We start from the raw sequence: 24,713 nt of genomic DNA, 5'->3' as shown, positions 1-24,713 counted from the left end.
CGACGACGAGGACTCCAGACATGAACGACTCCTACCAGCACACCCTCGACGCCCTGGACCTCTGCGTCGCCGCCGGAATCCCGGCGATCCTGTGGGGTAATCCCGGCGAGGGCAAGACCTCGATGATCGAATCGGCGGCCGCCCGCGGCGTCCACGTCGAGACGGTCATCCTCAGTCAGTCCGAGCCGTCCGACCTGGCGGGCCTGCCCGTCGTCTCCCCGGTCGGCGACGTGGTCCTCGCACCGCCGAGCTGGACCAGGCGCCTCGCCGACCACGACGGTCCAGCGCTCTGCTTCTTCGACGAGTTCTCCACCGCCACACCGGCATTGCAGGCCGCGGCGCTGCGCGTGCTGACCCATCGCGAGGTCGGCAACCTGCAGCTCCCCGGCACCGTCACCTTTGTCGCGGCAGCCAACCCGGTCGAGGTCTCCGCCGCTGGATGGGACCTCGCGGCTCCGACGTCCTCACGCTTCGTCCACCTCGATTTCGCGATGACCCCGGAAGTCTTCACTCGCGGCTCGGTGACCGGCGACTGGCCGGCCCTGCCCGGCCGGGATCTGCCCGACGACCACGACGAGCGCGTAGCGCAGGAGATGGCGTCGGCCTGCGGATTTCTCCGTGCCCGCCCGAACCAACTGAGCGTGATCCCGAAGGACCACTCCCAGCGGTCGCGCGCGTTCCCCACGCCGCGAACCTGGCGGTTCGCCGCCGAGCTCACCGCGCTGGCACAGGCACACCACCTCCCCGACGAGGTGACAGCTCTGGTCGTGACCGGCGCGATCGGCGAGGCCACCGCTCACGAGTACCTCTCCTGGCGTGCCAACCTGGATCTGCCCGATCCCGGAAGCCTGCTCGACGGCTCCTCCACCATCGAGTTCTCCGGCCTGCGCGCCGACCGCGTGTTCGTGGTCCTGCAGGGGGTCGTCGCCGCACTCGGCGACGACCCCCGCCCCGAGCGCTGGAGCACCGCATTGCGACTGTGCTGCCAGGCCGCCGACCAGGCCGGACTGGACCCGGCCGTGCCCGCCGTCCGCGCTCTGGTCTCGCCGGAGCGGCGTCCCGCGGGCGCACCGATCCCCGCAGAGATCAGCGTCTTCGCACCGGCGCTGACCGAAGCAGGCCTGCTGTGATCCCCGGAACGGGACGTCTGACATCGGCACGGCTGTGGGTGATCAGCGCACCGCACCCGCACAAGCGGTACGACGGGCCGGCACCGCGCGGCCAGGCCTATCTCGCCCACGCGCTCTTCAGTCTGACCGCGGTCCCGTCCGGCGAGGTGGCCCGCATGACCGTCGACGAAGCGTGGCGCCTGTACGTCAATCTCGACTGGCTGGCCGCGACCGACATCCCGGAGATCGGACGCGAACTGGTCCATCTGGTGTGGCACCTGCTGGACCGGCACGCCAAGCGGGCGCGCGCGTGCGGTGTGGACGAGGGCAGCGCCCCGCTGTGGCGCACCGCCGCCGACCAGTCGATCAACGTGCTGACCCAACCCGCCGGCCTGAGTCCCACGCATTTCGAGCGGAGTCGAGGCGTGGCTGACGACGCCCTCGTCGAGCGCCGTTTCACGGAGCTGGACGACCACTGCATCCCCTTCGGCCAGAAGGACTCCCACGGCCTGGACGTGTGCGGCAGCGGTGCGGACGGCGTCCCGCGGAAGCACGAGCTGCACGACAGCCACGACCTGCCCGGCGTCACCAGGCTCGACGCCGATGCGCTCCGGCGCACCGTAGCCCAAGCCGTGCTCGACGACCCGGGCGCGGCGAAGCGCCTCTACGGCGCCGGACCCGGGTCTAAGGCGATCCGGAACTGGGCGCGCAACATCGTGGAGTCTCGAGTGCCCTGGGAACAGGTACTGGCTAGCGCGGTGCGCCGGGTAGTCGCCACGGTGTCCGGCAGCGGTGACTACTCCTACCGCCGTCCGGCCCGGCGCAACGCGGCGACGCCGGGTGTGGTGTTGCCCGGCCGTCACCGACCGACTCCCGAGATCGCCGTCGTCGTCGACACCTCCGGCAGCATGGATCAGCGGCTTCTCGGCCGCGCCGTCGCCGAGCTCGACGCGATCATCACCGCGGCAGGCCTCGGCGCGCACGGCCTCACGGCGATAAGCGTCGACACCCAGGCGGTGGCGTGCCGGATCCGGCAGGTGTCCGACGTCGACCTCGTCGGCGGTGGCGGCACGGACATGGCGCTGGGGCTGGCGGTCGCCGCCGAGTTGCGACCGCGGCCCGAGCTCACCGTCGTCATCACCGACGGCTACACCCCGTGGCCCAACGCCCCGATCCCCGGGATGACGGTGATCGTCACCGTCGTCGGACACGGTGACCGCGAGGATCTTCCGCCCACGCCCGACTGGATGGTGCGGGTCGAGTGCACGGACGACGACCGCTGATGGCAGCGCCGAAGTTCACTCTCGACGAATCGCTGGAACTGCGGATCTCGTGCGCCACCCACGACGACTACGCCACCCGCCGGACTCACTCGATGACGCTGAATCCGGACTGGACCTTCGAGGTACCGCACGACCTCGAGAACGAATCCGCGGCCGCGGTGTTCGGCGCACGACTCTCCTGCCTCGATCTTCCGAAAGCGATCGAAGCGGTCCGTCTCCACGTGGCGCTGAACCTGCGGCGCGCCTGGTACGACATCCTCCCGCTGGGAGGGTCCTGGTCCATCGGGGAACGCCGCCGAGCACCCGCGGTGAGCCGGCCGACGGTACATCTGGCGGCGATGTACGTCCGCTCTCCGCGATTCGCGGCGAGTTGCCACCGGGTGCCGGCGTGGCAAGTGAGCGAGATGTCCGGGCAACTTCCGTGGACCGAATGGTGGGACCGTCCGAGCGCGAGCGAACTCCTCGGCCCGCATCCGCGAATCGCCGAACGCGGCGGTCTCGAGCTGCTGTGGGAGGCCGGCATCCACCCGGACACGGTGGCCTCGATCGCTCCGGAGATCGGGCCCGGTCCACACTCGGCCGACCTGCTGATCCACCGCGCGTACCGGCGGTACAGCGCCAAGCAGATTCGCCGTATCCACGACCGGGTGTGCGGTGCGCCGAACGCGACCGACCTGCTCGGCGGGCGACCCGCGTCCACTCGCCGAGGGCGGGGCCGAGGCACATGATCAACCTTCGCCTCGTGCCGGCGATCGCGCTGCGAACCTTCGAACAGTTCTCGGCCGCCGGTCTCCTCGATCCCCGGCCCCCGGTCCCCTCGCACGGGTTCGGCACCGCCGCGCCAGGCTGTGTCTCGTTCCCGGAGTCGTGGACTCCCGACGTGATCGCCCGCCGTACCGACGACATGCTCGCCGGTACGCCGCAGCCGCTCTGGTACTCGATCTACGACCGGCGGATCGCCTTCCGGCGGTACGACGGCTTGTGGCTGATGATCCTCACTCATTCACCTGAACCCATCCGCGGGGCCGACCGGGCGGCCCAGGTCATCGCCGTGTTCCCGCACGACAGCGGTCCGGCGATCACACCCCCACGCCACTCGGTCGCGGGTCGCTATGAGCGAATCTTCACGCAGGCGCTGGAAGCCTTCGACGACCTTCACAACTCACGAGCGACCGAGTTCAGCGGAGTCGCAGTGTGGCTCTGCCACAGCGGATTGATCGCCGAAGCACTCGTCTGGCTACTCCTGTGCCAGAAGCACTTTCCCGCACACTTCGGTGAGGACACGTGGGCCGCGCTGCACGCGATGGCCGTCGCCGGCATCTTCGACGACTGTCCGGGCTTCGACGCCCTCACCCACATCGAGACGCAGTGGGCATTGCAGTACCCGGCCACTTGGGGCCTGGCGAGCCGGGCCCGACGTCACTCGCAACCGATCATCGTGGAACACTCGCGTCTACCCGGCTCCGACGAGATCACCCGGGTGTGCCGACAGTGGATGGAGGGTGCCCTGCCGAGCCACGTCCGAGCCCACCCCGAGACACGGGTGACGGCGGGACCTCGTACGACGAGCAAACTCACCGTCGTCCTCACGCTGCCCCGCGGCCGCGCCGCCCTGGAAGTGCTCGGTGACCTGGAAGGCCGGCACAACGGGCTCACGGTGACCGCGATCGAGCACGCCGCACATCCTGGCGACCGGCTGGCCGGGCTGATCCTGGCCCTGGCGCTCTCCGAACTCCTCGGCGGCGACCGCGGCTACGTCACGTTCCCCGAATCGTTCGTCGCCGAGGTCGACAGGCCGCGACTCCTCCGAGCGGAAACCAGCACCTCCGACCTCGCGCGCCTGGTGCTGCTCGACGTCGACGCCCGCGGGCGCACTCACACCGACGACCTTGCCGGAGACTGATCCGCCAGGCCGAGGCGAGGGTGCCGGGCCCCCGCCCTGTGCAATACAGAATTGTATCGATTTTCGCCCGGCGCAACCGAAATCCCCGTGTTCTGGACCGGAGTTCACTACGCTCGCGCAGCATGAAACGGATTCGGGGCGGCATTCGCCCGCGCAACGGGCTGGCCGTGGTCCTGGCCGGCCTCCTGGCGGTACTGGGCATCGTCGTCGCACCTTCGTCGACTGTCCCCCCGCCGGCGTATGCGGACCCGGGCGGCGAGCCGGCTTACGCCCTCGCCGGGAACTGCTATCAGCTGCGCGGTGCCGGCGTGCCCGGCGGGCGCTACTACGCCAAGGCCGCCGCCCTCGGCCAGTTCCTCCTCTACGACACGCGCGGACGCCTGCTCACGGCCGCCGACGGAAAGCCCGTCTTGCGCAGCGCACCGTCGAACGCGGCCATTTGGTCGGTCACCCACGCCGCCGGCAAGTACCGGCTCGCCTCGACCGCTCCGCGCGGGGTCGTCCGCACCGTCGCCCTGACCCACGCCACCGGCTGCCGCGCGTTCCCCGAAGCCCAGCTCAACGTCGAAGGCTCTCCCGTCGCGGGTGTCGATGCGCAGGGCCGGTTGCGGGGCTTCGTCGACGGTCACGCCCACTTGATGGCCGAGCAGTTCCTCGGCGGCGGACTCCACTGCGGAAAGCCGTTCAGCCCCTTGGGAATCACGGTCGCTCTTCAAGACTGCCCGGACCACGGCCGCGACGGCTGGCCGGCGATCGCCGAGCACATCCTGTCCGAGCCGGGTCCGCACAGCGCCGACGGCTGGCCGACGTTCCAGGGCTGGCCGCAGTGGTACTCGCTGACCCACGAGCAGAACTACTACCGCTGGATCGAGCGTGCCTGGCGCGGCGGCGTCCGGCTGATCAACAACTACTACGTGCAGAACCGCGTCCTGTGTGAGATCTATCCGCTCGGCGACGAACCGTGCGACGAGATGGAGTCGGTCCGCATCCAGCATCGTCGTCTGATCAAGCTGCAGCAGTACATCGACGCGCAGGCCGGGGGCCCCGGCAAGGGCTTCCTGAAGATCGTCACGAGTGCCGCGCAGGCGCGGTCGGTGATCGCCGCGGGCAAGCTCGCCGTCTCCCTCGGCATCGAGATCTCCGAACCCTTCGGCTGCCGGATGATCAACGACGTCCCCCAGTGCACCCGCGCCGACATCGACCGCGGCATGGACGAGCTCAAGCGGATGGGCGTGCGCCAGATGATCCTGACGCACAAGTTCGACAACGCTCTCGGCGGCGCGCACATCGACGAGGACTTCACCGGTGTCGCCGTGCAGACCGGTCAGATCATCGCCACCGGGCAGCCGTGGAAGACCGAACCGTGCCGCACCCCGCAGCGCGACCATCAGGCGCCGTTCGACGCTCCCGGCCGATGCAACGCCCGGGGCCTGACCGATCTCGGGGCGTATGCGGTGAACGCGGCGATCAAGCGCCACATGGTGATCGACATCGACCATCTGTCGGTGAAGTCGGCCGACCGCGTACTCCGTATCGCCGAGGCCAGGCGCTACCCCGGCATCACCACCACGCACTCGTGGACCGATCCGACCAACTACCGCCGGATCCTGCAACTCGGCGGCGCGGTGGGCCTCTACGCGAGCGGCGCCGAGCGCACCCCGGGCGACAAGCACAGCGAGTCCTTCGTCGACGAGTGGCGCAAGGTGCGCCGGGCCGCGAACGGCCAGGCGGTCGGCGTCGCCTACGGCGCCGACATGAACGGTCTGGGCAAGCAGGCTCCGCCGCGCCCCGGCGCCGCAACGAACCCGGTGCGCTATCCGTTCCGGGCCGAGGACGGCACGCTCATGTTCCGGCACATCTCCGGCACCCGGGTGTTCGACGTCAACACCGACGGCACGGCACACTACGGCCTGATCCCCGACTGGATTCAGAGCCTCCGCCTGGCCGCCGGACGAGACGGCGACGCCGTCGTCTCGGACATGTACGCCGCAGCCGACGCTAAAGTCCGGATGTGGCAACTGACCGAGAACCACCGGTGACCTCGACCGTGTCGTCGGCGCCGGTGCCGCCGCTGCCTCGTCATACCTCCCTCGGGTACGCCGCGGGAAGTGTCGGCACCGGCGCGTTCGGCGTGCTGCCCGGCCTGGTTCTGGCCTACTACCTGACCGATTCCCTCGGCGTCGCCGCATGGCTTGCCGCGATCGTGGTGGTGATCCCGAAAGGCATCGACGTCGTCATCAACCCGCTGATCGGCACGCGAAGCGACCGCGATGCCGCGACGACGGGCCGGCGCACCCGCCTGATGTGGATCGGCACTCTCGCCATCGTGCCGCTCTTCGTGCTGACCTTCTGCGCCCCGGCCTCGGTCTCGCCGGGCCTCGGCGCCCTCTGGGTGCTGATCCTGTTCTCCCTCACCGCCGTCGCGTACGCGCTCTTCCAAGTGCCGTACATCGCGTTGCCTGCCGACCTCACCCGTGACTACGACGAACGGACGTCGCTGATCGCGGACCGGATCGTGGTGCTCGCGCTCACGATCCTGGTGGTCGGCGCCGGAGCTCCGGCCATCCGCGATGCGCTCGGCGGCGGCGTGAACGGCTACGCGGTGATGGCTGCCGCCACCGCCGGGCTGATCGGCATCGGAATGGCGTCGGCGACGTTCTGGGCCGGACGGGCCGCGGCGCGGCGGCGCCTGCCCGGCCAGTCAGCGAGCGGCCACAGTTTCCGGGACGGCTTCGCGGCCTTCCGGAACAATCGGCACTACCGGATCCTGCTGTCCGTCTTTGTGATTCAGGCACTGGCGTCGGCGGTCATGCTGGCCGGCGCCCAATACCTGGCCACCTACGTACTCCAAGACAAGACCGCCCTCACCCCGCTGTTCGCGTCCCTCATCGCGCCCGCACTTCTCGTGATGCCGGTATGGGTCCGAGTCGGCAGGCGCTACGGCAAGCGGCGCGGTCTGACGATCGCCGCCACTCTGTTCATGCTGGCGGCGCTGTCCCTCGCCGTCGCTGTCGTCGAACCCGGCGCCTGGGTCTTCGCTTCGGTCGCGGTGTGCGGCGTCGGTTACGCCGGCATGCAGACCTTCCCGCTCGCCATGCTGCCCGACGTGATCGACGAGCAATCCGGTCGCACCGGCCGCGACCAGGGCGGCGCCCTCGCCGGTCTCTGGACCGCCGCCGAGACCTTCGGTCTCGCGATCGGTCCCGGCCTCTACCTCCTCGTGCTGGCGGCGAGCGGCTTCGTCTCCTCCACCGGCACGGAGACCGCCGACCAGCCGCAGAGCGCCGTCGTCGGGATCACCGCGGGCTTCGCCCTGCTCCCGGCCCTGCTCATCGCGGTCAGCCTGGCAGTACTGACTCGCTACGACAAACAGGAACAGCCCTCATGACCAGATCCCCCGACGACGTCCTCGCCGAACTCGCACGACGACGCGCCACAGACGCCCCCACGCACGGCGGCCGCGTGCTCTCCTACGTGTACGACTCGGGTCTCGCCGAGATCGACGACCTCGCTGCACGGGCAGCGGCCCTGGTCCAGCCGGTCAACGGCCTGGACCCGACGGTATTCGGGTCCGTCGCGGCAATGGAACGCGACCTCATCATCTTCTGCCGCAACGCATTCCACGGACCTGAGGCGGTGGGCACGGTCACGTCGGGCGGCACTGAGAGCTGTATCCTCGCGGTGAAGTCGGCCCGCGACAGCGCCGGTGCCGCGCCCGGCACCGGCTCGATCGTGCTGCCGTCGACGGCGCACGCCGCGTTCGACAAGGCCGCGCGCCTGCTCGGCCTGCGCGCCGTCCGCGTCCCGGTCGACCCCGTCACCACCCGTGTGAGCGTCAGCGCGATGGCCGAGGCGATCGACGACGACACCGTCCTGCTGATCGCGTCCGCGCCGAACTACCCCACCGGTGCGCTCGACCCGATCGCAGAACTGGGCGCTCTCGCCGTCGAACGCGGCCTGCCGCTGCACGTCGACGCGTGCCTGGGCGGTCTGGCCCTGCCCTGGTGGCCGGACCCGTTGCCCGCCTGGGATTTCCGGGTACCGGGCGTCTCGTCGATCTCGGCGGACCTGCACAAGTACGGCTACGCGCCGAAGGGGGCGTCGGTGCTCCTGCACGCCGACCGGGATCGTCACCGCGCGGGCTTCTTCGCCACCACCGACTGGCCCGGGTACCCGGTCGTGAATCCGACGCTCCTCGGGTCGCGCTCGGCGGCCGGACTCGCGGCGGCGTGGGCGATCGTCGAGCACCTCGGCACTGAGGGGTTCACCGGGCTGGTCACGAAGGTCGCCGCCAGCACCGCCCGGCTGCGCGCCGCAGTCGACGGGATCGAGGGTCTGCGGGTGGCGGGCGAACCGGACGGCCCGGTCTTCGCTGTCGTCGCCGACCACGCGGCGTCGTCGCCGGTCGATCCGCATCGCTGGGCGGCCGCCGTCGCCGAACGCGGCTTCGTGTTGCAGCCGCAGCCGCAGTACACACAGTCCGACGGCACCGTGCTGCCATCGAGCACGCACCTGACCATCACGCCCGTCACTGCGAGCGTGCTCGACGAACTGATCGCCGCGCTGCGAGACGGGGCCGATGCAGCCCGCGGCCTCGCCTCGGCTGCTGCCCCCGCGGCGCTCGCCGCATTGGCCGGGGCCTTCGCCGACGGGTCGATCAACGTCGACGACGTCCTCGCGCTGCCCTCCGAGGCCGTCGAGGCCGCGCTGACCGGCGCCGGGATCGATCCGCACACCGATCCGTCGTCGGCGACCGCGGCCCTGGACATGCCCGCGATCGTCGCGGCGATCGAAGCCCTGCCCCGCCCGGTGACGGCCCGGATGCTGACCGAGTTCCTGGCGGCCTACGGCAATCCGTGATCGCGGCCGGCCCTCACGCCGGCAGGTCGATCTTCACCGGGGTGAGCACCTCGTCGCCGGCGTCCTTCGCGAACAGGTTGCCGAAATTGTTGCCCCAGCAGTGCAACTCGGGATCGTCCCGGCCGTCGACCTTCACCTGCGCGCAGGTCCGGCTCGACCCGGTGGTGATCGCGACCGGAGTGCCCGGCAGACCCTTCACCTCGGTCGGCGAGGTCCGGTTCTCCTTGGTGCCGTCGCCGAGCTGACCGAGCTTGTTGTTGCCCCAGCAATAGGCCTTGCCGCTGGCGATGGCGCAGGTGGAGCCGATGTCGGTGGTCACGGCGGTCACCTCCGACAGGTCCGGAACCTTCTCCGGCGCCCGGCGCGTCTCCTTGGTGCCGTCGCCCAGCTGACCGACGACGTTGGCGCCCCAGCAGTAGAGGTCGCCGTCGGCCACCGCGCAGACGTTGTACATCCGGCGTTCTTTGTCCTCGTGTGTCGGCTTCCCGTTGCCCGAGCCGACGGCGACCGCCGACACGCGGCCCGGCAGGTCGACGGCGGTCAGGCCGGTCAGGTAACGCTCGTGCCCCTGCCCGAGCTGCCCGTCCTTGTTGGCGCCCCAGCACGAGAGCGAGCCGTCGTGCACGGCGCACGACGTCTCCTGCGCCACCGCGACCGCCGTGACCGTCGACAACTCGCTGATCTGAACCGGGCGAGCGGACGTGCTGTACTGGTCGGCGCCGAGGTTGCCGCCCCAGCAGTACAGCGCTTCGGCGGCGGTCACCGCGCACGCATTGCCACCCTGGGCGCTGAGCAGCACCGCATCGGACACGCCGTCGACCTTCACCGGAATGCTGCTTCCGGCGTAGCCGGCCGAGGTGACCTTGGTGCGGCCACTGCCCCAGCAATACACGTCGCCCGCGCTGATTGCGCACAGGTTGGAGTGGAACTCCCCCGCCAGCGGGTTGTAGTCGCCTCCGGACACCGCGGTGGCGTCGGTGATCAGCACCACCTCTTTCGGATCGTTCTGCCACCCGTCGTTCTGGCCGAACCCGGTCGCGCCGTCGTCGTTGGCACCCCAGCAGAAGAGCGTGCCCGTCGCGTTCACCGCACACGCCGTCTGCCCGGCGATGACCATCTGCTGCGCGCGGTTCTCCGGGGGCGCCTCCGCCGTCGTCTCGGAGTCCCCGCCCAGCAACAGATAGGCCGCCGTGCCCGCCGACGCCAGCACCAGGACCACCACCAGCGCGAGGATCAGCATCGTGCGTCCGCGCTTCGGCGGGCGTCCCGGGGCGCCGCCCGGAAAGCCGTTGCCGGGCACACCGGTGAGACCCGGGGGCCCGGTCGGGGCTCCGACCGGTCCCGGGTAGGTCTGCCACGAGGACGGGTCCGTTCCGGGCGCGGTCGTCGTCGTCGGCACCGGGAACGGGGCGCCCGGCGCGGGCCGTCCCGGCGCCGTCGTTCCCAGCGGCGCGGTACCGCGAGGCCGCGACCCGGGTGCTTCCGATCGCGCCGCGGCCTCCCCGAGGGCCGCCGCCAGCGCCCGCGCGAACGAACGGCAGTCCGGGAAGCGCGCATCCGGATTCTTCGCCAGCGCGCGCTGAAAGACCGGATCGACGACGGCCAGATCCGGCCGCGTCGCCCGCACCAGCGGCGGCGCCTTGTAGAGATGCGCGGTAGCGGTGGCCATCGGAGTGGCGCCGTCGAACGCGAACGGCGGCCGTCCGGTCAACAGCTCGTAGGCCACACACGCCAGCGAATACTGGTCGGCGCGCGGATCGGCACGACCGTCCAGGGTCTCCGGCGCCGAGTAGCTGACGGTGCCGATGAACGCTCCCGTGATGGTCAGCTGCGTGGAATCGGCCAGCTTCGCGATGCCGAAGTCGAGCAACGTCACCCGGTCGAGGCCGCCGTCCGGTCGGCGCGTGGTCATGATGTTGGCCGGTTTCACGTCGCGGTGGACCATGCCTCGCGAGTGCGCGTAGTCGAGTGCGTCCGCGATTCGCCCGACCACCTCGACCGTCTCGGCCACCGGCAGCCTCGCGTCGGTCAGATCCGCGCCGTCCACGTACTGCATCGCGTACCAGGGCCGCCCGTGGTCGATGCCCGAGCTGTAGATCGTCACGATGCCCGGATGGTCCAGCGTGGCGATCGCCCGCGCTTCGCGCCGGAATCGTTCCTCGAAGCCGCCCTTGGCGCTGGCCGCCACGGAGACGACCTTCATCGCCTCGCGGCGGCCGAGTTCGGCGTTGTCGACGAGGTAGACCTCACCCATCCCGCCGACACCGAGACGGCCGACGACGGTGTACCTGCCGATCCGCTCGCCTGGCTGCATGCCCGTTCCTTCCCGACCTGCGACATCGCAGTCATTCGATCAACGAGCACTATTCCATAGGCGTGACCGCGCCCCTCGGCAGCGCGGTCACGCCACCGGCCGTCACTGGATGCGCGACGGGGGTCACGCCCGGTGCAGTTCGGCCGCGCCGAAGGACACGCTGAAGCGCACACACCACAGCACGACGGACCCGTACCGTGCCAGGTCGACGTCCGCCGGAATCGGGTACACCTGGTTGCCGCGATTGCCCTTGAGGTCGCCGAGGTCGACGCGTGGTGCGTCAGCCGCGGTGAACCATCCCGCCCGCCCGGGGATCACCTCGCCCGCCGACAGCCAGACATTGACGTCCGGCCCGGTCGTCGTGCTCAGATTCTCGATCGCCAGGAGCCTGGAACCGTCCGGGTTCTCGATGATCGACGCGCTGCCGGTGGTGGTGTGCTCGTGACTGATGAAGCTGCCCGTCGACAGGATCACCGGCCCCGACGGCGCGGGAGACGCCCCGGACGGATCGGCCTGCGCGCGTGTGGTGGCCGACGGGATCGCGTCGTCCACCTCGTTGTTCACCCAGAGCAGCCACGGCTGAAAGACCGCACCGGCCACGACCAGCACCACCGCGACCACGACGGCGACCCCGCCGAGAACCCATGCGGTCCGGCGACCGTCTCGCTGCTGTCGTGGCATACGTCACACGATACGGGTCGTCACTCCACGCGGATCATCGGCGGCAGCGGCGGCTCGTCGTCGGAGGTGGCCGCCAGCGCGATGACCTCATTGAACCCGTCGACCAGGCACTCGGCGAACAGGTCCGGATCGACGATCGCCGCGGCGTCGAAGTTCAGTCCCAGGCAGGCGATCCCGTTGTGCGTGATCATCGTGGCCATCACCGCGCAGCCGGGCAGCGGACCGAACGGGAACATCCGCTCCACCTTGGCACCGGCGACGTAGGTGTCCCACGGGATGCCGGGGACGTTGCTGGCCTGCAAGTCGTTCCCGGCGGTGGTGCCGCTGAACTGCGCGAGCAGCTGGCCGGGCATCCAGGCCAGCACCGGACCCGCGGTGTTGAACACGTCGACCGCCGGCTCGTTGCGGGCGGCGCGCACCTGCTCGCGACAGGTGAGCACCCGCTCGAAGGCGTCGTCGATGCCGACGGGGCCGGCCAGCCGGCCGACCGCGATCCGGTTGCCGCCGCCCTGTTCTCCCTCCTCGCGCACGGAGATCGGGATGGCGACCGGGATCGCGTCGACCATCACGTCGTTTCGCTCGTGGTACTTGCGGAAGCCGCCGATCAGCCCGCCCAGGTACACGTCGTTGATCGACGCGTTGGTCGCGGTGGCCGCCGCCTTCAGACTCGTGAACGGGACCTCGAACGCGGCGAACCGCCACGACCCGCTCCGCCCGGCGAGCAGCGGCGAGCCCGGCGGACCGACCAGACCGGCCACCCGCGGCACCGATCGCCCGTACCGCAGCACCCGGCTCAGCGCCCGCTTCGGATTCCGCAGCGCGAGAACGCCTTCGAGCGCCATCCCGGCCAGCCGCGGGATGCGCTCCACCTCCTCGCCGAGTTGCGTGCGGAGCACGTCGAGCGCGCTCGGTTCGTGCACCTCGGGAGCCGGCGGCTGCGGCTTGCCCGGGATGGGATCGCGCGTCGGCGAGTGCAGCTGCGCCAGCGCGATGATCGCGCCCAGCCCGTCGGTCAGCGCGTGGTGCGCTTTGAGGAAGTAGGCGGATCTGCCGTCGGGCAGCCCCTCGATCAGGTAGCCCTCCCAGGGCGGGCGCCGCGGGTCGAGCGGAGTCATCGCCAGTTGCTCGCAGGTGGCAAGCAGCTCGCGCATCGAACCGTCCCCGCCGATCCGGATGCGGCGCAGGTGATAGTGCAGATCGAAGTCCGGATCCACCGACCAGCTCGGCGGTCCCGCCTGCAGCGGCGCCTCGATCACCCGCTGCCGGAAGCGCGGCGCCATGCGGCTTCCCCACTCGTGCGCCGCGACCAGCCGGTCCCAGTCGGGAGTGCAGTCGTACAGCTCGAGCATGCTGATGGTCGAGCGGAGATTGCGGTCTGCATCGCCGCGCCACATCACCGTGTCGACCGGACTCATCCGCGAATCGGTGCCCCAGTCGATCGGCTTGTCCTGCCCGGCCGCCCCGGTCTGTTCGTTCGTCTCACTCGTCATCGCCGGACTCCTGCCATTCGAACACGCCCATCGTCCGCGTCAGCCGACCGTCGTCGAACGCCGTGACCGGCCAGTCGGTGAGCGCGTCGACGAACATTTGCCGCACCTGCTCGGCGTGCTCGCCGACCGTCTCCGGCGACCACGACGACGTGTCCACCGGCGGCAGCACCCGCACTTCCACCACGCCGGGCTTGATCAGCTGCGAACCCCGCCACATCACCTCGCCCGCGTTGCGCAGCACCACCGGCACCACCGGCACACCCGCCTGCATGGCGATGTGGAACGGCCCCTTCTTGAACGACCCGACGCGCGGCGTCGCCGACCGCGTCCCCTCCGGCGCGACGACGAGCGAAACCTGGTCGTCGCGGATCTTCTCGACCACGGGCGTCAGCTGCTCGATCGCCTTGCCCGCGTCCGCACGGTCGATGAACACCACCCCTCCGGCGTCGAGGATCTGGCCGAACAGCGGAAGCTGGCCCACCTCCTTCTTCGCCACCCCGGTCGCGTCCCCGCGGACCAGATGGATCATCACCGGCAGGTCGAGCTTGGACTGATGGTTGAACACGAACACGCACGGCCGCGCCGAGGTCAGGTACTCGCGCCCCGACAGCACGTCGACGTCGACTCCTGCCAGTGCGAATCCGACGTCCAGGCCCGACGTGACCGCCGCCTGCATCGCATCGGTGCGGTCCGACGACACCAGCGACTTGCCGAAGCCGACCGCCGCCCCACCGAGGAAGCTGCCGTAGAAGGCTCCGGTCCGCAGCGCCATGCCCAGCTTGTTGTACGTCGGGTTCTTCAGGTCCAGGATGGGCCAGCCCCGTGCCTCGGCGACCCCGCGCAGCCCCTGCTGCGGAGACACCGCCGCGGGATTGCCGACCGCCTCCAGGTAGGGCACGTCCTCGTTGCCGTCGCTGTAGGCGAACGACGATGCCAGGTCCAGATCCCACTCCCGGGCCAGCCGGCGCACCGCGGCGGCCTTGCCGGGCCCCCACAGCGGCCGTCCGAGCACCCGGCCGGTCACGATGCCGTCGACCACCTCGATGTCGGTCGCCAACGCCCGGTCGGCGCCGATCTCGGCGGCGATCGGCTCGATCTGGAACCGGGTCGCCGACGACGCGATCACGATGCGATGCCCGCGAGCGCGGTGCGCCCGGATGATCTGCCACATCTGCGGCCGCAGTTTGGCCGCCGTCACGTTCTTGAACAGATTCCGTCCCTCGGCGAGGAGCTCGTCGTAGGTCTTGCCCGCGAACGCCGGCCGGGTCGCCTTGAGCACCTCGGCGTAGTCCTGCTCCGAGTAGCAGCCGCGCAGCGCGATCATCAGGCCGTCGCGGAGTTCACCGGCGGTGAAGTCGAGACTGCGCACCCGGGCGCGCAGGATGTCCGCCGCGGAGAATCCGTCGATCAGGGTGCCGTCGTAATCGAAGAACGCGCACACCTTGTCGCCGCCGGGGGCCTCGCGGATCTGCGCCAGCCGTTCCGAAAGCGCGCTCATTCGTTCTCCTCCCGATTCATCGAGCCGGCCTGTTCGGCCTCGATCGCGGCGATCCGGCTCAGCCGCACCCGGATCTCGTTCACTTCAGCGAGCCACTCGGCCCTGGCGCGGAGCTGCTCCTCGATCGGCCCGTCGCCGATCGCACCGCGATTCTCCGCCAGACGGTACGCCGCGTCGTACATGTCTTTGGACACCGAGTCCTTACTCAGAATCACTCCCTGCAGGGCCAGTTGCCGCCCCAGGCCCAGGCAGTCCAGCAGCAGGGCTTCCTTGTCGACGGTCGCGTGGCCGAGCGCCGACAGCCGCCGGGCCACCACGAGCTGCGCGTCGAAGAAAGTCTGCAGGGTGCGTCGGGCCAGGAGTTTGCCCGCGTTGGCGAACAGCGCGTCGTAGACCCACTCGCGCGTCGGGGTCACGTGCCGCCACTCGGTGGAGATCAGGTCGAGCTCGGCCCCGAGTCGGTGCAGGTACTCGTCCTTGACGGGGAAGAAGAACTCGAACTTGAGCAGGTCACGCAGCCGCAGCGCCTCGGCCTGCGCGACGCGCAGCAGCGCTTCGTACGGAACGGCCCCGTCCGGACTCAGTCCGTCCGGACGCACCGTGCCGTCGGCGACCGCGAGCATCGCCAGCTCCACGATGGACCGTCCGACGAAGTGGTGCAACGCGCCGTTGCGGTAGTACGCGGCGACGCCGTGGTTGTCCGGCGCGATCGACCAGACCGTCTCGGGCCCCCCGTCGTACACCGTCAGCACGCCGGCGTCGGTCAGTTCGCCCAGCGTGCGCTGCAGCCCGAGGCCACGGCACAGCGACGGGTCCGGGCCGGGCAGTCCCCGATCGTCGATGTAGGTGAGCAGCGGCGCCAGGATCTGCTCGATCTCGCCCGCCGTGTAGGCCCGGTCCTCCGCGCCGAGCAGGGCGAAGCCGGCCAGCCCGGTCGCGGAGATCGGGGTGGCCGTGTTGATCTCGTCCATCACCTTGAAGGCGACCTTCTCCAGCTTGGCGCGGCCGTCGCCGGCGTCGGCCAGCGCCTGCCGCAGGGAGAACGGCTCCCCGAAGCGGACCCGCGCCTCGCCCCGATACTCGCGCTGCCCCCGCGCGTAGCGCAGCAACCACTTCAGGTCCTCGGGACGTTTCGCACCGCCCGCGGACTCCTGCGCCATCACGGCGATCTCCGGCAGCTGGTCGTAGACGATGGAGGTGGGCACGATGGTGGCGTCGGCGTCGTCGAGGTTCTCCACCGCATCGGCGACGTAGGCGAGCAGACCGAACATCGGCGGGCGCAGCTTCCCGGTCCGGCTGCGGCCGCCCTCGATGTACCACTCCAGGTTGAAGCGCTTCTCGACGATGAACGAGAGGTACGACCGCATCGCCAGCTTGTACACCGGGTCGGAGCCGAACTGTCGCCGGATGAAGATGGTGCCCGCCCGCTGGGCGATCGGGCCCATCGGCCAGAACGCGAGATTGTTGCCCCCGAGGACCAGGTTCGGCGGAAAGTCGTGCTCGTCGAGCACGCTGTTGAGCACCAGCGTGTCCACATACGAGCGGTGCGACGGCAGAAAGATCAACGACGACGACTTGTTGAGCGTCCGGAGCCGCCCGAGCGTGTCCAGATCGGCCGAGACCGTCCAGGCGCGCTCGTACAACCCGCGGAAGGTGGACGTGAAGACGTCGCGCATCAGTCGGCTCTGGGTGGCGACGAAGGAACTCATCTTGTCGGTCGCCTCCTGGGCGACCGATGCCGCCGGGCGCCCGAGCCGGTCCGCCAGTTCGGCGACCGCCTCCTGGAACTTGGCCGACGACCCGATCTGCTCGGCCACCAGGCGCGGCACCTTGTACCGATCACCGACCAGCGCCAGCTCCGAGCGTTCCGCCGCGAGCGCCGCCTGCATGCCGACGAAGCCTTCGAACGACTCCCCCCGCGCCTGTTTGGCTTCGTAGCGCTCGCGCAGTTCGGCCACCGTGGCAGAGGCCCCCTCGGCCACCCGGACCCGATCGGGATGCCGCTTGCGGATCGCCGGCTGGCGCCACGCCGGAGGGCGTCGCGGATTCGAGAGCGCCACGGCGTCGGCCAGCGACACCCGCCGCTCGCCGTCGCGCACCGGAGGCAGCCACACGACGCGCGCCGGCACCAGCTCGGTGGTCGGCGCCAGCTGCTCGAAGTCGGTCTGCGCGACCGTCTGGACCCGGGCGTCGGGACGGCTCCGCGCCGCCCAGTCGTCGATCACCTGCCGTTCGCACTCGGTCCGCGCATCCGCCAGCACGATCACGCTCATCTGTCCGCCCCTCCGTCCCGCACGCCCGTCGCCGACGAGCACCTCACACCGTACGTCGCACTATGATGTGTCACACCCTATCTCGGCGGCGACGCCGACGACGGCCAGCCCGGACAGAGCACACGCTGCGACTCAGCGCTCCCGGGCGCCGATGAGGGCGAGCGAGATCGCGTCAGCGGCGTCTCGCAGGGCCCGGATCGCGCGGGCCTGCATCGCCTCGTCTACTCTCGCGAGCGGACCCGAGACGCCCACCGCCATCGGCGTCGGAGCGCCGGGAACCGCCACGGCGAGTCCGCACACCCCCGGCTCATGCTCCTCGCGATCCACGGCGAAGCCCTGCTCCCGCACCTTCTCGACCTCGGCGAAGACGCCGGACAGCGAGGAGATGCTCGAGTCGGTGAGACGGGTGAGACCTGCCTGGGTGACCAGATGGACGATGCGCGCGTCGTCGAGCTCGGCGAGAACCGCTTTGCCGACCGCCGCCGTATGCAGCGGGCTCCGGCGCCCCACCTCGTTGTTGGTGCGCATGCTGTGCGGGGACGGCACCTGCGCGGTGTAGATCACCATGTCGCCGTCCAGCACGGCCAAGCTGGCCGTCTCCTGCAGTTGCTCGACCAGCCCTTCCAACACCGGGATCGCCACCGCACCGAGCTGTCGGTCGGCCACCTCGCCGAGCCGGATCAGCCGGGGGCCCAACGCATAACGCCGATCCGGGAGCTGCCGCACATAGCCGAGACCGACCAGGGTCCTCAGCAGGCGGTGGATAGTCGGCGGAGGCAACGGAGACTCGGCGGCGAGATGACTGAGGGAGCACTCGCCACCGGCCCTGCCGATCAACTCCAAGATCTCGAAGGCACGTTCCACCGATTGGACGCCGCCGCCCTTCTCCACCATCTCGCCCTCCTCGCGGCCCACAATACAGTCCGCGATACGGAATAACGCAGGCGACAGCCCGAGGTGACTGATCGACGGCCCGTTGTGCCGATGCGGTCGCGCGCCGCACCGTCGCCGGTACCGACGCGCAGGCCGAAGCCCTGGCCGCGCTGGTGCAGCACAAGCTGGTCACCTTCGACTCGATGATGATCGTGCACGCCGAGGACTCGCGGGCGATCGACCATGCGCCGTCGGCGGAGGGCGACCAGTACGCGCGGCTTCTCGCGTCCCGTCCCCGCGGCGCGGAGAACGTCGCCATCGCCGAGGTGATCGAACGGGCCCGGTGGACCGGCGCACGCGCGCACATCCTGCACCTGTCGTCGTCCGACGCGCTGCCGATGCTGGCCACCGCCAAGCGCGACGGCGTGCGGATCACCGTCGAGACCTGTCCGCACTACCTCACCCTGCTGGCCGAGGAGATCCCGGTAGGCGGCACCTCGTACAAGTGCTGCCCGCCGATCCGCGAGGCGGCCAATCGAGAGTTGCTGTGGCAGGGCCTCCTCGACGGCGTCATCGACTGCATCGTGTCCGACCACTCGCCGTCGACCGCCGACCTCAAGGACGTCGAGAACGGCGACTTCGGTGTCGCATGGGGCGGTGTCGCCTCACTGCAACTGGGTCTCTCGCTGATCTGGACGGAGGGCGAAGCGGCGGGGCATCGATCTGCCACAGGTGCTGCAGTGGATGGCGGCCCGGCCGGCCGAGCTGGCCGGACTGGTCCGCAAGGGTCGTATCGCCCTCGGTTGCGACGCCGACTTCACGATCCTCGAGCCCGAATCGGCCTACGTCGTCGACGTGCACCAGCTGCACCATAAGAACGCGGTGAGCCCCTACGACGGTCGAGCCCTGGCCGGCGTGGTCACCGGAACCTGGCTGCGCGGGACCACAGTGGACCTGCAGACGCCGAACGGTCGCCTGTTGCGCCGCGGCGACGTGTAGCCGCCGCCGCGCTCGAGCCGATAGGCGCCTCATCGACTCGGCCCCCGACTCCCGCGATCGCGGGTGCCGGGGGCCGTCGTCGTACTGCGATCACAGAGCGCGCGCGATGATCTCCTTCATGATCTCGTTGGTGCCGCCGTAGATCCGCTGCACGCGGCTGTCGGCCCACATGCGGGCGATCGGGTACTCGTTCATGTACCCGTAGCCGCCGAACAGCTGCAGGCACTCGTCGGCGACCTTCTGCGCGGTGTCGGTGGTCCAGCACTTGGCCATCGCGACGGTCGGGATGTCCAGTTCCCCGCGCACGTGCTTCTCGATGCAGTCGTCGAGGAAGACTCGGCCGACGTGCGCGTCGGTGGCGACCTCGGCCAGCTTGAACTTGGTGTTCTGGAAGCCGAAGATCGGGCGGCCGAACGCGGTGCGGTCCTTGGTGTACTCCAGGGTCTTCTCCAGCGCGACCTCCATGCCGGCGACGGCGCCGACCGCGATGATCAGGCGCTCCTGCGGCAGCTGCTGCATGAGCTGGAAGAAGCCCAGACCCTCCTGCTCACCGAGCAGGTTCGACTGCGGGACGCGCACGCCGGAGAAGTTCAGCTCCGCCGTGTCCTGCCCCTTCATGCCGATCTTGTCCAGGATCCGGCCGCGGCTGAAGCCCTCGCGGTCGGTCTCGACCAGGACCAGCGAGATGCCCTTGGCGCCCTCGGCGGTGTCGGTCTTGACCACCACGACCACCAGATCGGCCTGGCCGCCGTTGGTGATGAAGGTCTTGCTGCCGTCGATGACGTAGTCGTCGCCGTCCTTGACGGCCTTGGTCTTGACGTTCTGCAGGTCGCTGCCGGTGCCCGGCTCGGTCATCGCGATCGCGCCGACGACCTCGCCGGTGGCCATCTTCGGCAGCCACTTCTGCTTCTGCTCCTCCGAGCCGTAGGCGAGGATGTAGTGCGCGACGATGCCGTTGTGCAGGCTGACGCCCCACGAGGTGTCGGCGGTGCGGGCCTGCTCTTCGATCAGCACGGCCTCGTGGGCGAACGAGCCCCCACCGCCGCCGTACTCCTCCGGAATCGACATGCACAGCAGACCCACTTCGCCCGCCTTGTTCCACAGCTCGCGGTCGACGTGGTGCTGCGCGGCGAACTTCTCGATGTTCGGGACGATCTCCTTGTCGCAGAACGCGCGCGCCATGTCGCGCAGCGCCGAGAGTTCGTCGGTTTCCCAGGACGGCTTGGCCATCAGTATTGCCACCTAACTAGAACGAGTTTCGTGGGATCTCGGGAATAGTATCAACGCGCGATGTAACAATGAGACCGGCCCCCGTCGGCGGGGGCCGGTCTCCGTGTTCGTCATACGTATCCGCAGGTCAGATGGCCTGGAAGCAGTGGCCGCTTAGGCGTTGCCCTTCTTCCACACCGACCACGGAATGTTCCAGTCGCCGAGTCCGTCGGTGCCGGACAGGGTCTCGCCCTGCGTGTTCTTCACCGTCACCGGGTCGCCGCGGAGCGTGTTGCGGACCAGCCACTGGGCGTTCTCCGGACTCAGGTTGAGGCAGCCGTGGCTGGTGTTGGTGTTGCCTTGCGCCCACACCGACCACGGAGCGCCGTGCAGGTAGATGCCGCTGTAGGACATCTGGACCGCCCAGTCGACCGGGGTGCGGTATCCGTCGGGAGAGCCGACCGCGACGCCGTACGTCGACGAGTCCATGACGATGTGATCGACGCGGTCGCCGATCATGTAGATGCCGTTCGGCGTGGTGGTGCCCGGCTTGCCGAACGAGGTCGGCATGGTGCGGATCACCTTGCCGTCGCGCTTGATCACCACGGTCTTGGTGTTGTCGTCGGCGACGAGCTCCATCGCGCGACCGACGGTGAAGTTGGACGAGACGTTCTCCTGGCCGAACAGTCCCTTGCCCAGGTTGACGCCGTAGATGTCGACGTCGATCGTCACCTTGGTGCCCGGCTTGAAGAAGTGCTCGGGCCGCCAGCGGACCTCACGATCACTGATCCAGTAGAAGGCGCCGTCGACCTTCGGCGTGGTCGTGATCTTGATGGCGTCCTGGGCCGCCTTGCGGTTCGGGATCGCCTCGTCGAAGCGGACGCCGGCCGTCTGGGCGATGCCGACGGTCTCGCCCTTGCCCGGTAGGATGTATGCCTGGGTCAGGTTGCTCGGCGCCTGTGTGGTGAACGACTGCGAGGTGGTCGTCTTGCCGCCCACGCCGATGGCCTCGGCCTGCAGCGTGTATCGCTTGTCGTACCCCAGCGGCTCGCTGCTGGTCCAGGTGGAACCGTCGTCGCTCAGTTCCCCCTTGACCGGAGTGCCGTTCGCCTTGGGAATGTTGACACCGGTCAGCGCGCCCTCGGTGGCCTTGACGACGATCGGCTTGCCCGGCTGCACGCCGATGGCGTCCTTGCCCAGCGGCTTGCCGCCGTCGTCGGTCACCGCGATGGCCGGACGGACCATGTCCACGAACTCGCCCGACGCGTGCACCTGGTCGCTATAACTGCTGCATGCGCTGAGTGCGGCGGCCGCGACGGCGAGGGTGGCCACTGCCACGGCCGCCTTGCCTCGGCCACTGCGGACCACGGTCCGCTCCCGGCGCCGCAGAGTACGCAGTCGAGTGAACGCCATGATGCTCCAAATCTGAAACCCGAATCCACGACGCCGCACCCGTGCGGACCGGCGCCTCAGTTTGCCATTGTAGGGACACACGCATAGCGACGCATGTCCGGACCGGTTCGAGACGGGCGGCACCCGTGCAGGAACCGACGCCGCTCCCGAATGCGATCGATACTGGCCAGAGTACACAGAACAGGCAGCCGCACGCCAGGCCCGACGGCGCCGTACTCACACAGATGTGATTCACCGTACACGCAGGTCACGCCCATGCACGGTGAGAAACCGCCTCCACCTCCGGCACCGGAAGGGAGAACCCGGCGCGGGGAGGGAGACGGTTCCCACACATGAGGGACGGATGCCGGCGGTGCCGGCCGCCCCTCGGTCGTCAGTTGCCGGTGATCTTGTCCACGACCTCGCCGGCTTTGTCCTTCAGGTTCTCGACGCCCTTCTTGACGGTCGCGGCGGCCTGATCGGCCTTGCCCTCGTTCTTGAGGTCGTCGTCGTCGGCAGCGGCACCGGCCGCCTCCTTGGCGCGCCCCTTCAGCTCCTCCGCCTGGTTGCCGATCTTGTCACCGATTCCCATTGTGTTCCTTTCCCTTGACGCCCACCGGAATGGCGGGCGACACCTCGATGTCACGCATGCCGGCGGCCAGTGATCAAACCCACGATGAAGAGGAGCAGGCACGCTCCGGCAAGACAGGTGAGGAAACTGAAAATCCATCCTCCGCCGGCCGCGTCGACGCCGAAGACTGTCAGCACCCATCCACCGAGAAGACCGCCGACCACACCCACGACGATGTTGAGAAGGATCCCCTGCTGCGCATCGGTGTTCATGAACTTCGACGCGATCCAGCCCGCGAGTCCACCGATCACGATCCATCCGACAATGCTCAATGAGAGCGTCATTTCAGTGCCTTTCGTCGTGCCCGGCCGGTGTCGGCGCATGCGTGCGGAAACCGAGCGAGCTTCTCTCGTCAACATGGAGCTGCCCGACACTGAAGGCCAGGTCTCAGCACTGCTGAGCCGTGTGCGAGGGCACTCCCTGGATCTCGGCGGGGCATCCGAGACCTAACGTAAATGGCCGGCAAAGCACCGTCTACACCCTTAAGGGTGAAGCCGTCCCGGGCGTCGGGCGTTCGGTACGATGTGCCAGTGAATCCGATCAAAGTGGCGATCGTCGACGACTACGAAGTGGTCGTGCAGGGCCTGGCCGGCATGCTTCGCGAATACGAGGACCACGTCGAGGTCGTCGAAATGAATGCCAACACCAGCGTCTCCGCACAGGTCGATATCGCGCTGTACGATTCTTTCGCCAATCCGCAGGGCGATCGCGCCGAAGTCAAGCGGCTCGCCGGTAATCCGTCCGTCGGCAAAGTGGTGGTCTACTCATGGAATCTGAGCGACACCCTGATCGATGCCGCCTTGCAGAACGGCGCCAGCGGATATATCGCGAAGGGCCTGCCCGCATCGGCCCTGGTCTCGGCGCTCACCGCGATTCACCGCGGCGAGCGGGCCGTCCATCTTGATCAGGAAGCGCAGCGCCTGGTGGTCGGCGACTGGCCCGGACGAGAGGAGGGCCTGACCCCGCGCGAGTCGGAGGTGCTGGCCCTCATCACCCAGGGAATGAGCAACCAGGAGGTGGCCGAGTACGCCGGACTGTCGATCAACTCGGTCAAGTCGTACATCCGGACCTGCTACCGGCGCATCGGCGTGACGACCCGATCACAGGCCGTCGTCTGGGGCGTGCAGCACGGCTTCCTCCCGGACCGGCGCCGGATCTCGGACTAGACCGATCTTCCGTTGCCCGAGGAGAATCAGAACATGGACGATCGGCGTACCGGACCCGCGCCGCAGCGCTACAGCGTCGCGTTCGGATGCGGCGGCCTGGTCGTCGGGTACGTCTCGTACACGCTGGTCCGGCAGGGACTCGGGCATGCGATCGGTATCAGCAACTACCCCGAGACCTGGACGTGGTGGGTGCCTGCGCTCGCCCCGGGGTGTGCGGCTGCTGCCGTCGTGGCGGGCTGCTGGCGATGCCCGAGCCGAGGCGCAGCGAGAACCAGGAGCTTCGCGATCGGTTACGGAGTGCTCGCTCTGGCAATAGCCGCGTTCTCGTACGCCTACTACTCGTGACGCAGTGGATCCGGGTCGTCCCACGGCCCGATCGCCGTGCAGCGCCTCCCCGCCGTACTGCCCGAGGCGAGGGTGCCCGGCACTCGCGACTCGTTCTGGCACCCTCAGTCGAGGGTGCTGAGAACGGATCAACGGTGCCGGGTACCCTCGCCTCGGCAAGTATGCGCGGTCGTGCTTCGATGGTGTTCGGGAATCATCGGCCCGCAGAGCAGAAAACCGCCCCTCACAGTTGTTGCTGGTGAGGGGCGGTTCCGTGTGCGCCATCAGGGACTCGAACCCCGAACCCGCTGATTAAGAGTCAGCTGCTCTGCCAATTGAGCTAATGGCGCTTGGCCTTGCGAGAAGAAACACTAACACCAGGGCCGCCGAGAAACGAAATCGGCTGGTCAGACGCGGTAATCGACTCGCTGGAGGCCAGACGGCTCAGCGCTTGACGATCTTGCGGACCACCAACACCACGGCGAGGCCGCCGACGCCGATCAGGCCGAACTTGACCGGCGGAGTGTTCAGGAACGCCAGTGCCTTGGTCTTGGCATCGGCCGCCAGGTGCTGCGGATTGGCACGCTCGGCCAGTTGGTCCAGGGTGTGCGCAAGCTCTTCGCGCGCCTGCGCGATCTGCTGCTCGATCTTCTCGGTGTCGTCGGCCACGCGGTCCTCCACGGTTCATCGCTCACCCGCCTGAGCGGG

The 24,713-nt window shown here is 69.3% G+C and carries 20 protein-coding genes, 1 tRNA gene and 1 pseudogene; 10 read left to right on the top strand and 12 right to left on the bottom strand.

Going from position 1 to position 24,713, the window contains the following annotated elements; all coding sequences use genetic code 11:
- The first annotated feature begins 20 nt into the window (after nt 1–20).
- The 7 genes from C6V83_RS08220 to C6V83_RS08185 all read left to right on the top strand — a co-directional run bounded on the left by C6V83_RS08220 (nt 21) and on the right by C6V83_RS08185 (nt 9,155).
- Complete coding sequence (locus C6V83_RS08220) at nt 21–1,130, top strand: AAA family ATPase (RefSeq protein WP_105941984.1); 1,110 nt, start codon at nt 21–23, stop codon at nt 1,128–1,130.
- Nucleotides 1,127–2,392 carry a vWA domain-containing protein gene (locus C6V83_RS18310; protein ID WP_159067471.1) on the top strand — a complete coding sequence of 422 codons (1,266 nt, stop codon included), beginning with the start codon at nt 1,127–1,129 and terminating at the stop codon, nt 2,390–2,392. Before C6V83_RS08220 ends, C6V83_RS18310 begins: the two co-directional genes overlap by 4 nt.
- Nucleotides 2,392–3,120, top strand: a complete 729-nt coding sequence (locus C6V83_RS08205) for a hypothetical protein (protein ID WP_105941983.1) — start codon at nt 2,392–2,394, stop codon at nt 3,118–3,120. The genes C6V83_RS18310 and C6V83_RS08205 overlap by 1 nt, the downstream gene beginning before the upstream one ends.
- On the top strand, nt 3,117–4,295 hold the full coding sequence (locus tag C6V83_RS08200; RefSeq protein WP_105941982.1) for a hypothetical protein: 1,179 nt from the start codon (nt 3,117–3,119) through the stop codon (nt 4,293–4,295). Before C6V83_RS08205 ends, C6V83_RS08200 begins: the two co-directional genes overlap by 4 nt.
- Nucleotides 4,296–4,417: 122 nt before the next feature.
- Nucleotides 4,418–6,334, top strand: coding sequence for a membrane dipeptidase (locus C6V83_RS08195; protein WP_105941981.1), 1,917 nt, complete (start codon nt 4,418–4,420; stop codon nt 6,332–6,334).
- Nucleotides 6,331–7,683, top strand: coding sequence for an MFS transporter (locus C6V83_RS08190; protein ID WP_234353926.1), 1,353 nt, complete (start codon nt 6,331–6,333; stop codon nt 7,681–7,683). The genes C6V83_RS08195 and C6V83_RS08190 overlap by 4 nt, the downstream gene beginning before the upstream one ends.
- A complete protein-coding gene (locus C6V83_RS08185) occupies nt 7,680–9,155 on the top strand; it encodes a pyridoxal phosphate-dependent decarboxylase family protein (protein ID WP_105941980.1) in 1,476 nt (491 codons plus the stop codon). The genes C6V83_RS08190 and C6V83_RS08185 overlap by 4 nt, the downstream gene beginning before the upstream one ends.
- Before the next feature lie 13 nt (nt 9,156–9,168).
- Here the strand turns inward: C6V83_RS08185 and C6V83_RS08180 are convergent, their stop codons facing one another.
- The 6 genes from C6V83_RS08180 to C6V83_RS08155 all read right to left on the bottom strand — a co-directional run bounded on the left by C6V83_RS08180 (nt 9,169) and on the right by C6V83_RS08155 (nt 18,305).
- Complete coding sequence (locus C6V83_RS08180; protein WP_105941979.1) at nt 9,169–11,469, bottom strand: protein kinase domain-containing protein; 2,301 nt, start codon at nt 11,467–11,469, stop codon at nt 9,169–9,171.
- Nucleotides 11,470–11,592: 123 nt separating this feature from the next.
- Nucleotides 11,593–12,150, bottom strand: a complete 558-nt coding sequence (locus C6V83_RS08175) for a DM13 domain-containing protein (RefSeq protein ID WP_105941978.1) — start codon at nt 12,148–12,150, stop codon at nt 11,593–11,595.
- A 20-nt stretch (nt 12,151–12,170) separates the two neighbouring features.
- A complete protein-coding gene (locus C6V83_RS08170; protein ID WP_105941977.1) occupies nt 12,171–13,640 on the bottom strand; it encodes a wax ester/triacylglycerol synthase domain-containing protein in 1,470 nt (489 codons plus the stop codon).
- A complete protein-coding gene (locus tag C6V83_RS08165; RefSeq protein ID WP_105941976.1) occupies nt 13,630–15,138 on the bottom strand; it encodes an HAD-IB family hydrolase in 1,509 nt (502 codons plus the stop codon). The genes C6V83_RS08170 and C6V83_RS08165 overlap by 11 nt, the downstream gene beginning before the upstream one ends.
- A complete protein-coding gene (locus C6V83_RS08160) occupies nt 15,135–17,411 on the bottom strand; it encodes a glycerol-3-phosphate 1-O-acyltransferase (RefSeq protein WP_105941975.1) in 2,277 nt (758 codons plus the stop codon). Before C6V83_RS08160 ends, C6V83_RS08165 begins: the two co-directional genes overlap by 4 nt.
- Nucleotides 17,412–17,543: 132 nt before the next feature.
- Nucleotides 17,544–18,305 carry an IclR family transcriptional regulator gene (locus C6V83_RS08155; protein WP_105943814.1) on the bottom strand — a complete coding sequence of 254 codons (762 nt, stop codon included), beginning with the start codon at nt 18,303–18,305 and terminating at the stop codon, nt 17,544–17,546.
- A gap of 161 nt (nt 18,306–18,466) precedes the next feature.
- Between C6V83_RS08155 and C6V83_RS08150 the strand changes: the two are divergent.
- Nucleotides 18,467–19,283 (top strand): annotated as a pseudogene (locus tag C6V83_RS08150) (amidohydrolase family protein); the annotation flags it as partial.
- A 90-nt stretch (nt 19,284–19,373) separates the two neighbouring features.
- Here C6V83_RS08150 and C6V83_RS08145 read toward each other — a convergent pair.
- The 4 genes from C6V83_RS08145 to C6V83_RS08130 form a co-directional block, all read right to left on the bottom strand.
- Entirely contained in the window at nt 19,374–20,513 is a 1,140-nt protein-coding gene (locus C6V83_RS08145; RefSeq protein WP_407646266.1) for an acyl-CoA dehydrogenase family protein, read from the bottom strand.
- 153 nt (nt 20,514–20,666) lie between these two features.
- The gene (locus C6V83_RS08140) at nt 20,667–21,905 is read right to left on the bottom strand and encodes a L,D-transpeptidase (RefSeq protein ID WP_105941974.1); all 1,239 of its coding nucleotides are present in this window, start codon (nt 21,903–21,905) and stop codon (nt 20,667–20,669) included.
- Between the two features lie 373 nt (nt 21,906–22,278).
- Nucleotides 22,279–22,476 (bottom strand): CsbD family protein, encoded by a 198-nt coding sequence (locus C6V83_RS08135; RefSeq protein WP_105941973.1) that lies wholly within the window; start codon nt 22,474–22,476, stop codon nt 22,279–22,281.
- A 50-nt stretch (nt 22,477–22,526) separates the two neighbouring features.
- A complete protein-coding gene (locus C6V83_RS08130; protein ID WP_105941972.1) occupies nt 22,527–22,799 on the bottom strand; it encodes a GlsB/YeaQ/YmgE family stress response membrane protein in 273 nt (90 codons plus the stop codon).
- Nucleotides 22,800–23,045: 246 nt separating this feature from the next.
- Between C6V83_RS08130 and C6V83_RS08125 the strand changes: the two genes are divergently transcribed.
- Both C6V83_RS08125 and C6V83_RS08120 read left to right on the top strand, forming a co-directional pair.
- Nucleotides 23,046–23,681, top strand: coding sequence for a response regulator transcription factor (locus C6V83_RS08125; protein WP_105941971.1), 636 nt, complete (start codon nt 23,046–23,048; stop codon nt 23,679–23,681).
- 33 nt (nt 23,682–23,714) lie between these two features.
- Nucleotides 23,715–24,026 (top strand): hypothetical protein, encoded by a 312-nt coding sequence (locus tag C6V83_RS08120; protein WP_105941970.1) that lies wholly within the window; start codon nt 23,715–23,717, stop codon nt 24,024–24,026.
- 256 nt (nt 24,027–24,282) lie between these two features.
- On the opposite strand, the gene C6V83_RS08115 is transcribed toward C6V83_RS08120, so the two are convergent.
- Nucleotides 24,283–24,355, bottom strand: a tRNA-Lys gene (locus tag C6V83_RS08115).
- A 94-nt stretch (nt 24,356–24,449) separates the two neighbouring features.
- Complete coding sequence (locus C6V83_RS08110) at nt 24,450–24,674, bottom strand: DUF3618 domain-containing protein (protein WP_105943812.1); 225 nt, start codon at nt 24,672–24,674, stop codon at nt 24,450–24,452.
- Between the last annotated feature and the right edge of the window lie 39 nt (nt 24,675–24,713).

Origin of the sequence: Gordonia iterans, assembly GCF_002993285.1 — a bacterium.
Classification (GTDB): Bacteria; Actinomycetota; Actinomycetes; order Mycobacteriales; family Mycobacteriaceae; genus Gordonia; species Gordonia iterans.
Note: the sequence above shows the minus strand (reverse complement) of the source record. Positions and strands in the feature narration are given on the sequence as shown.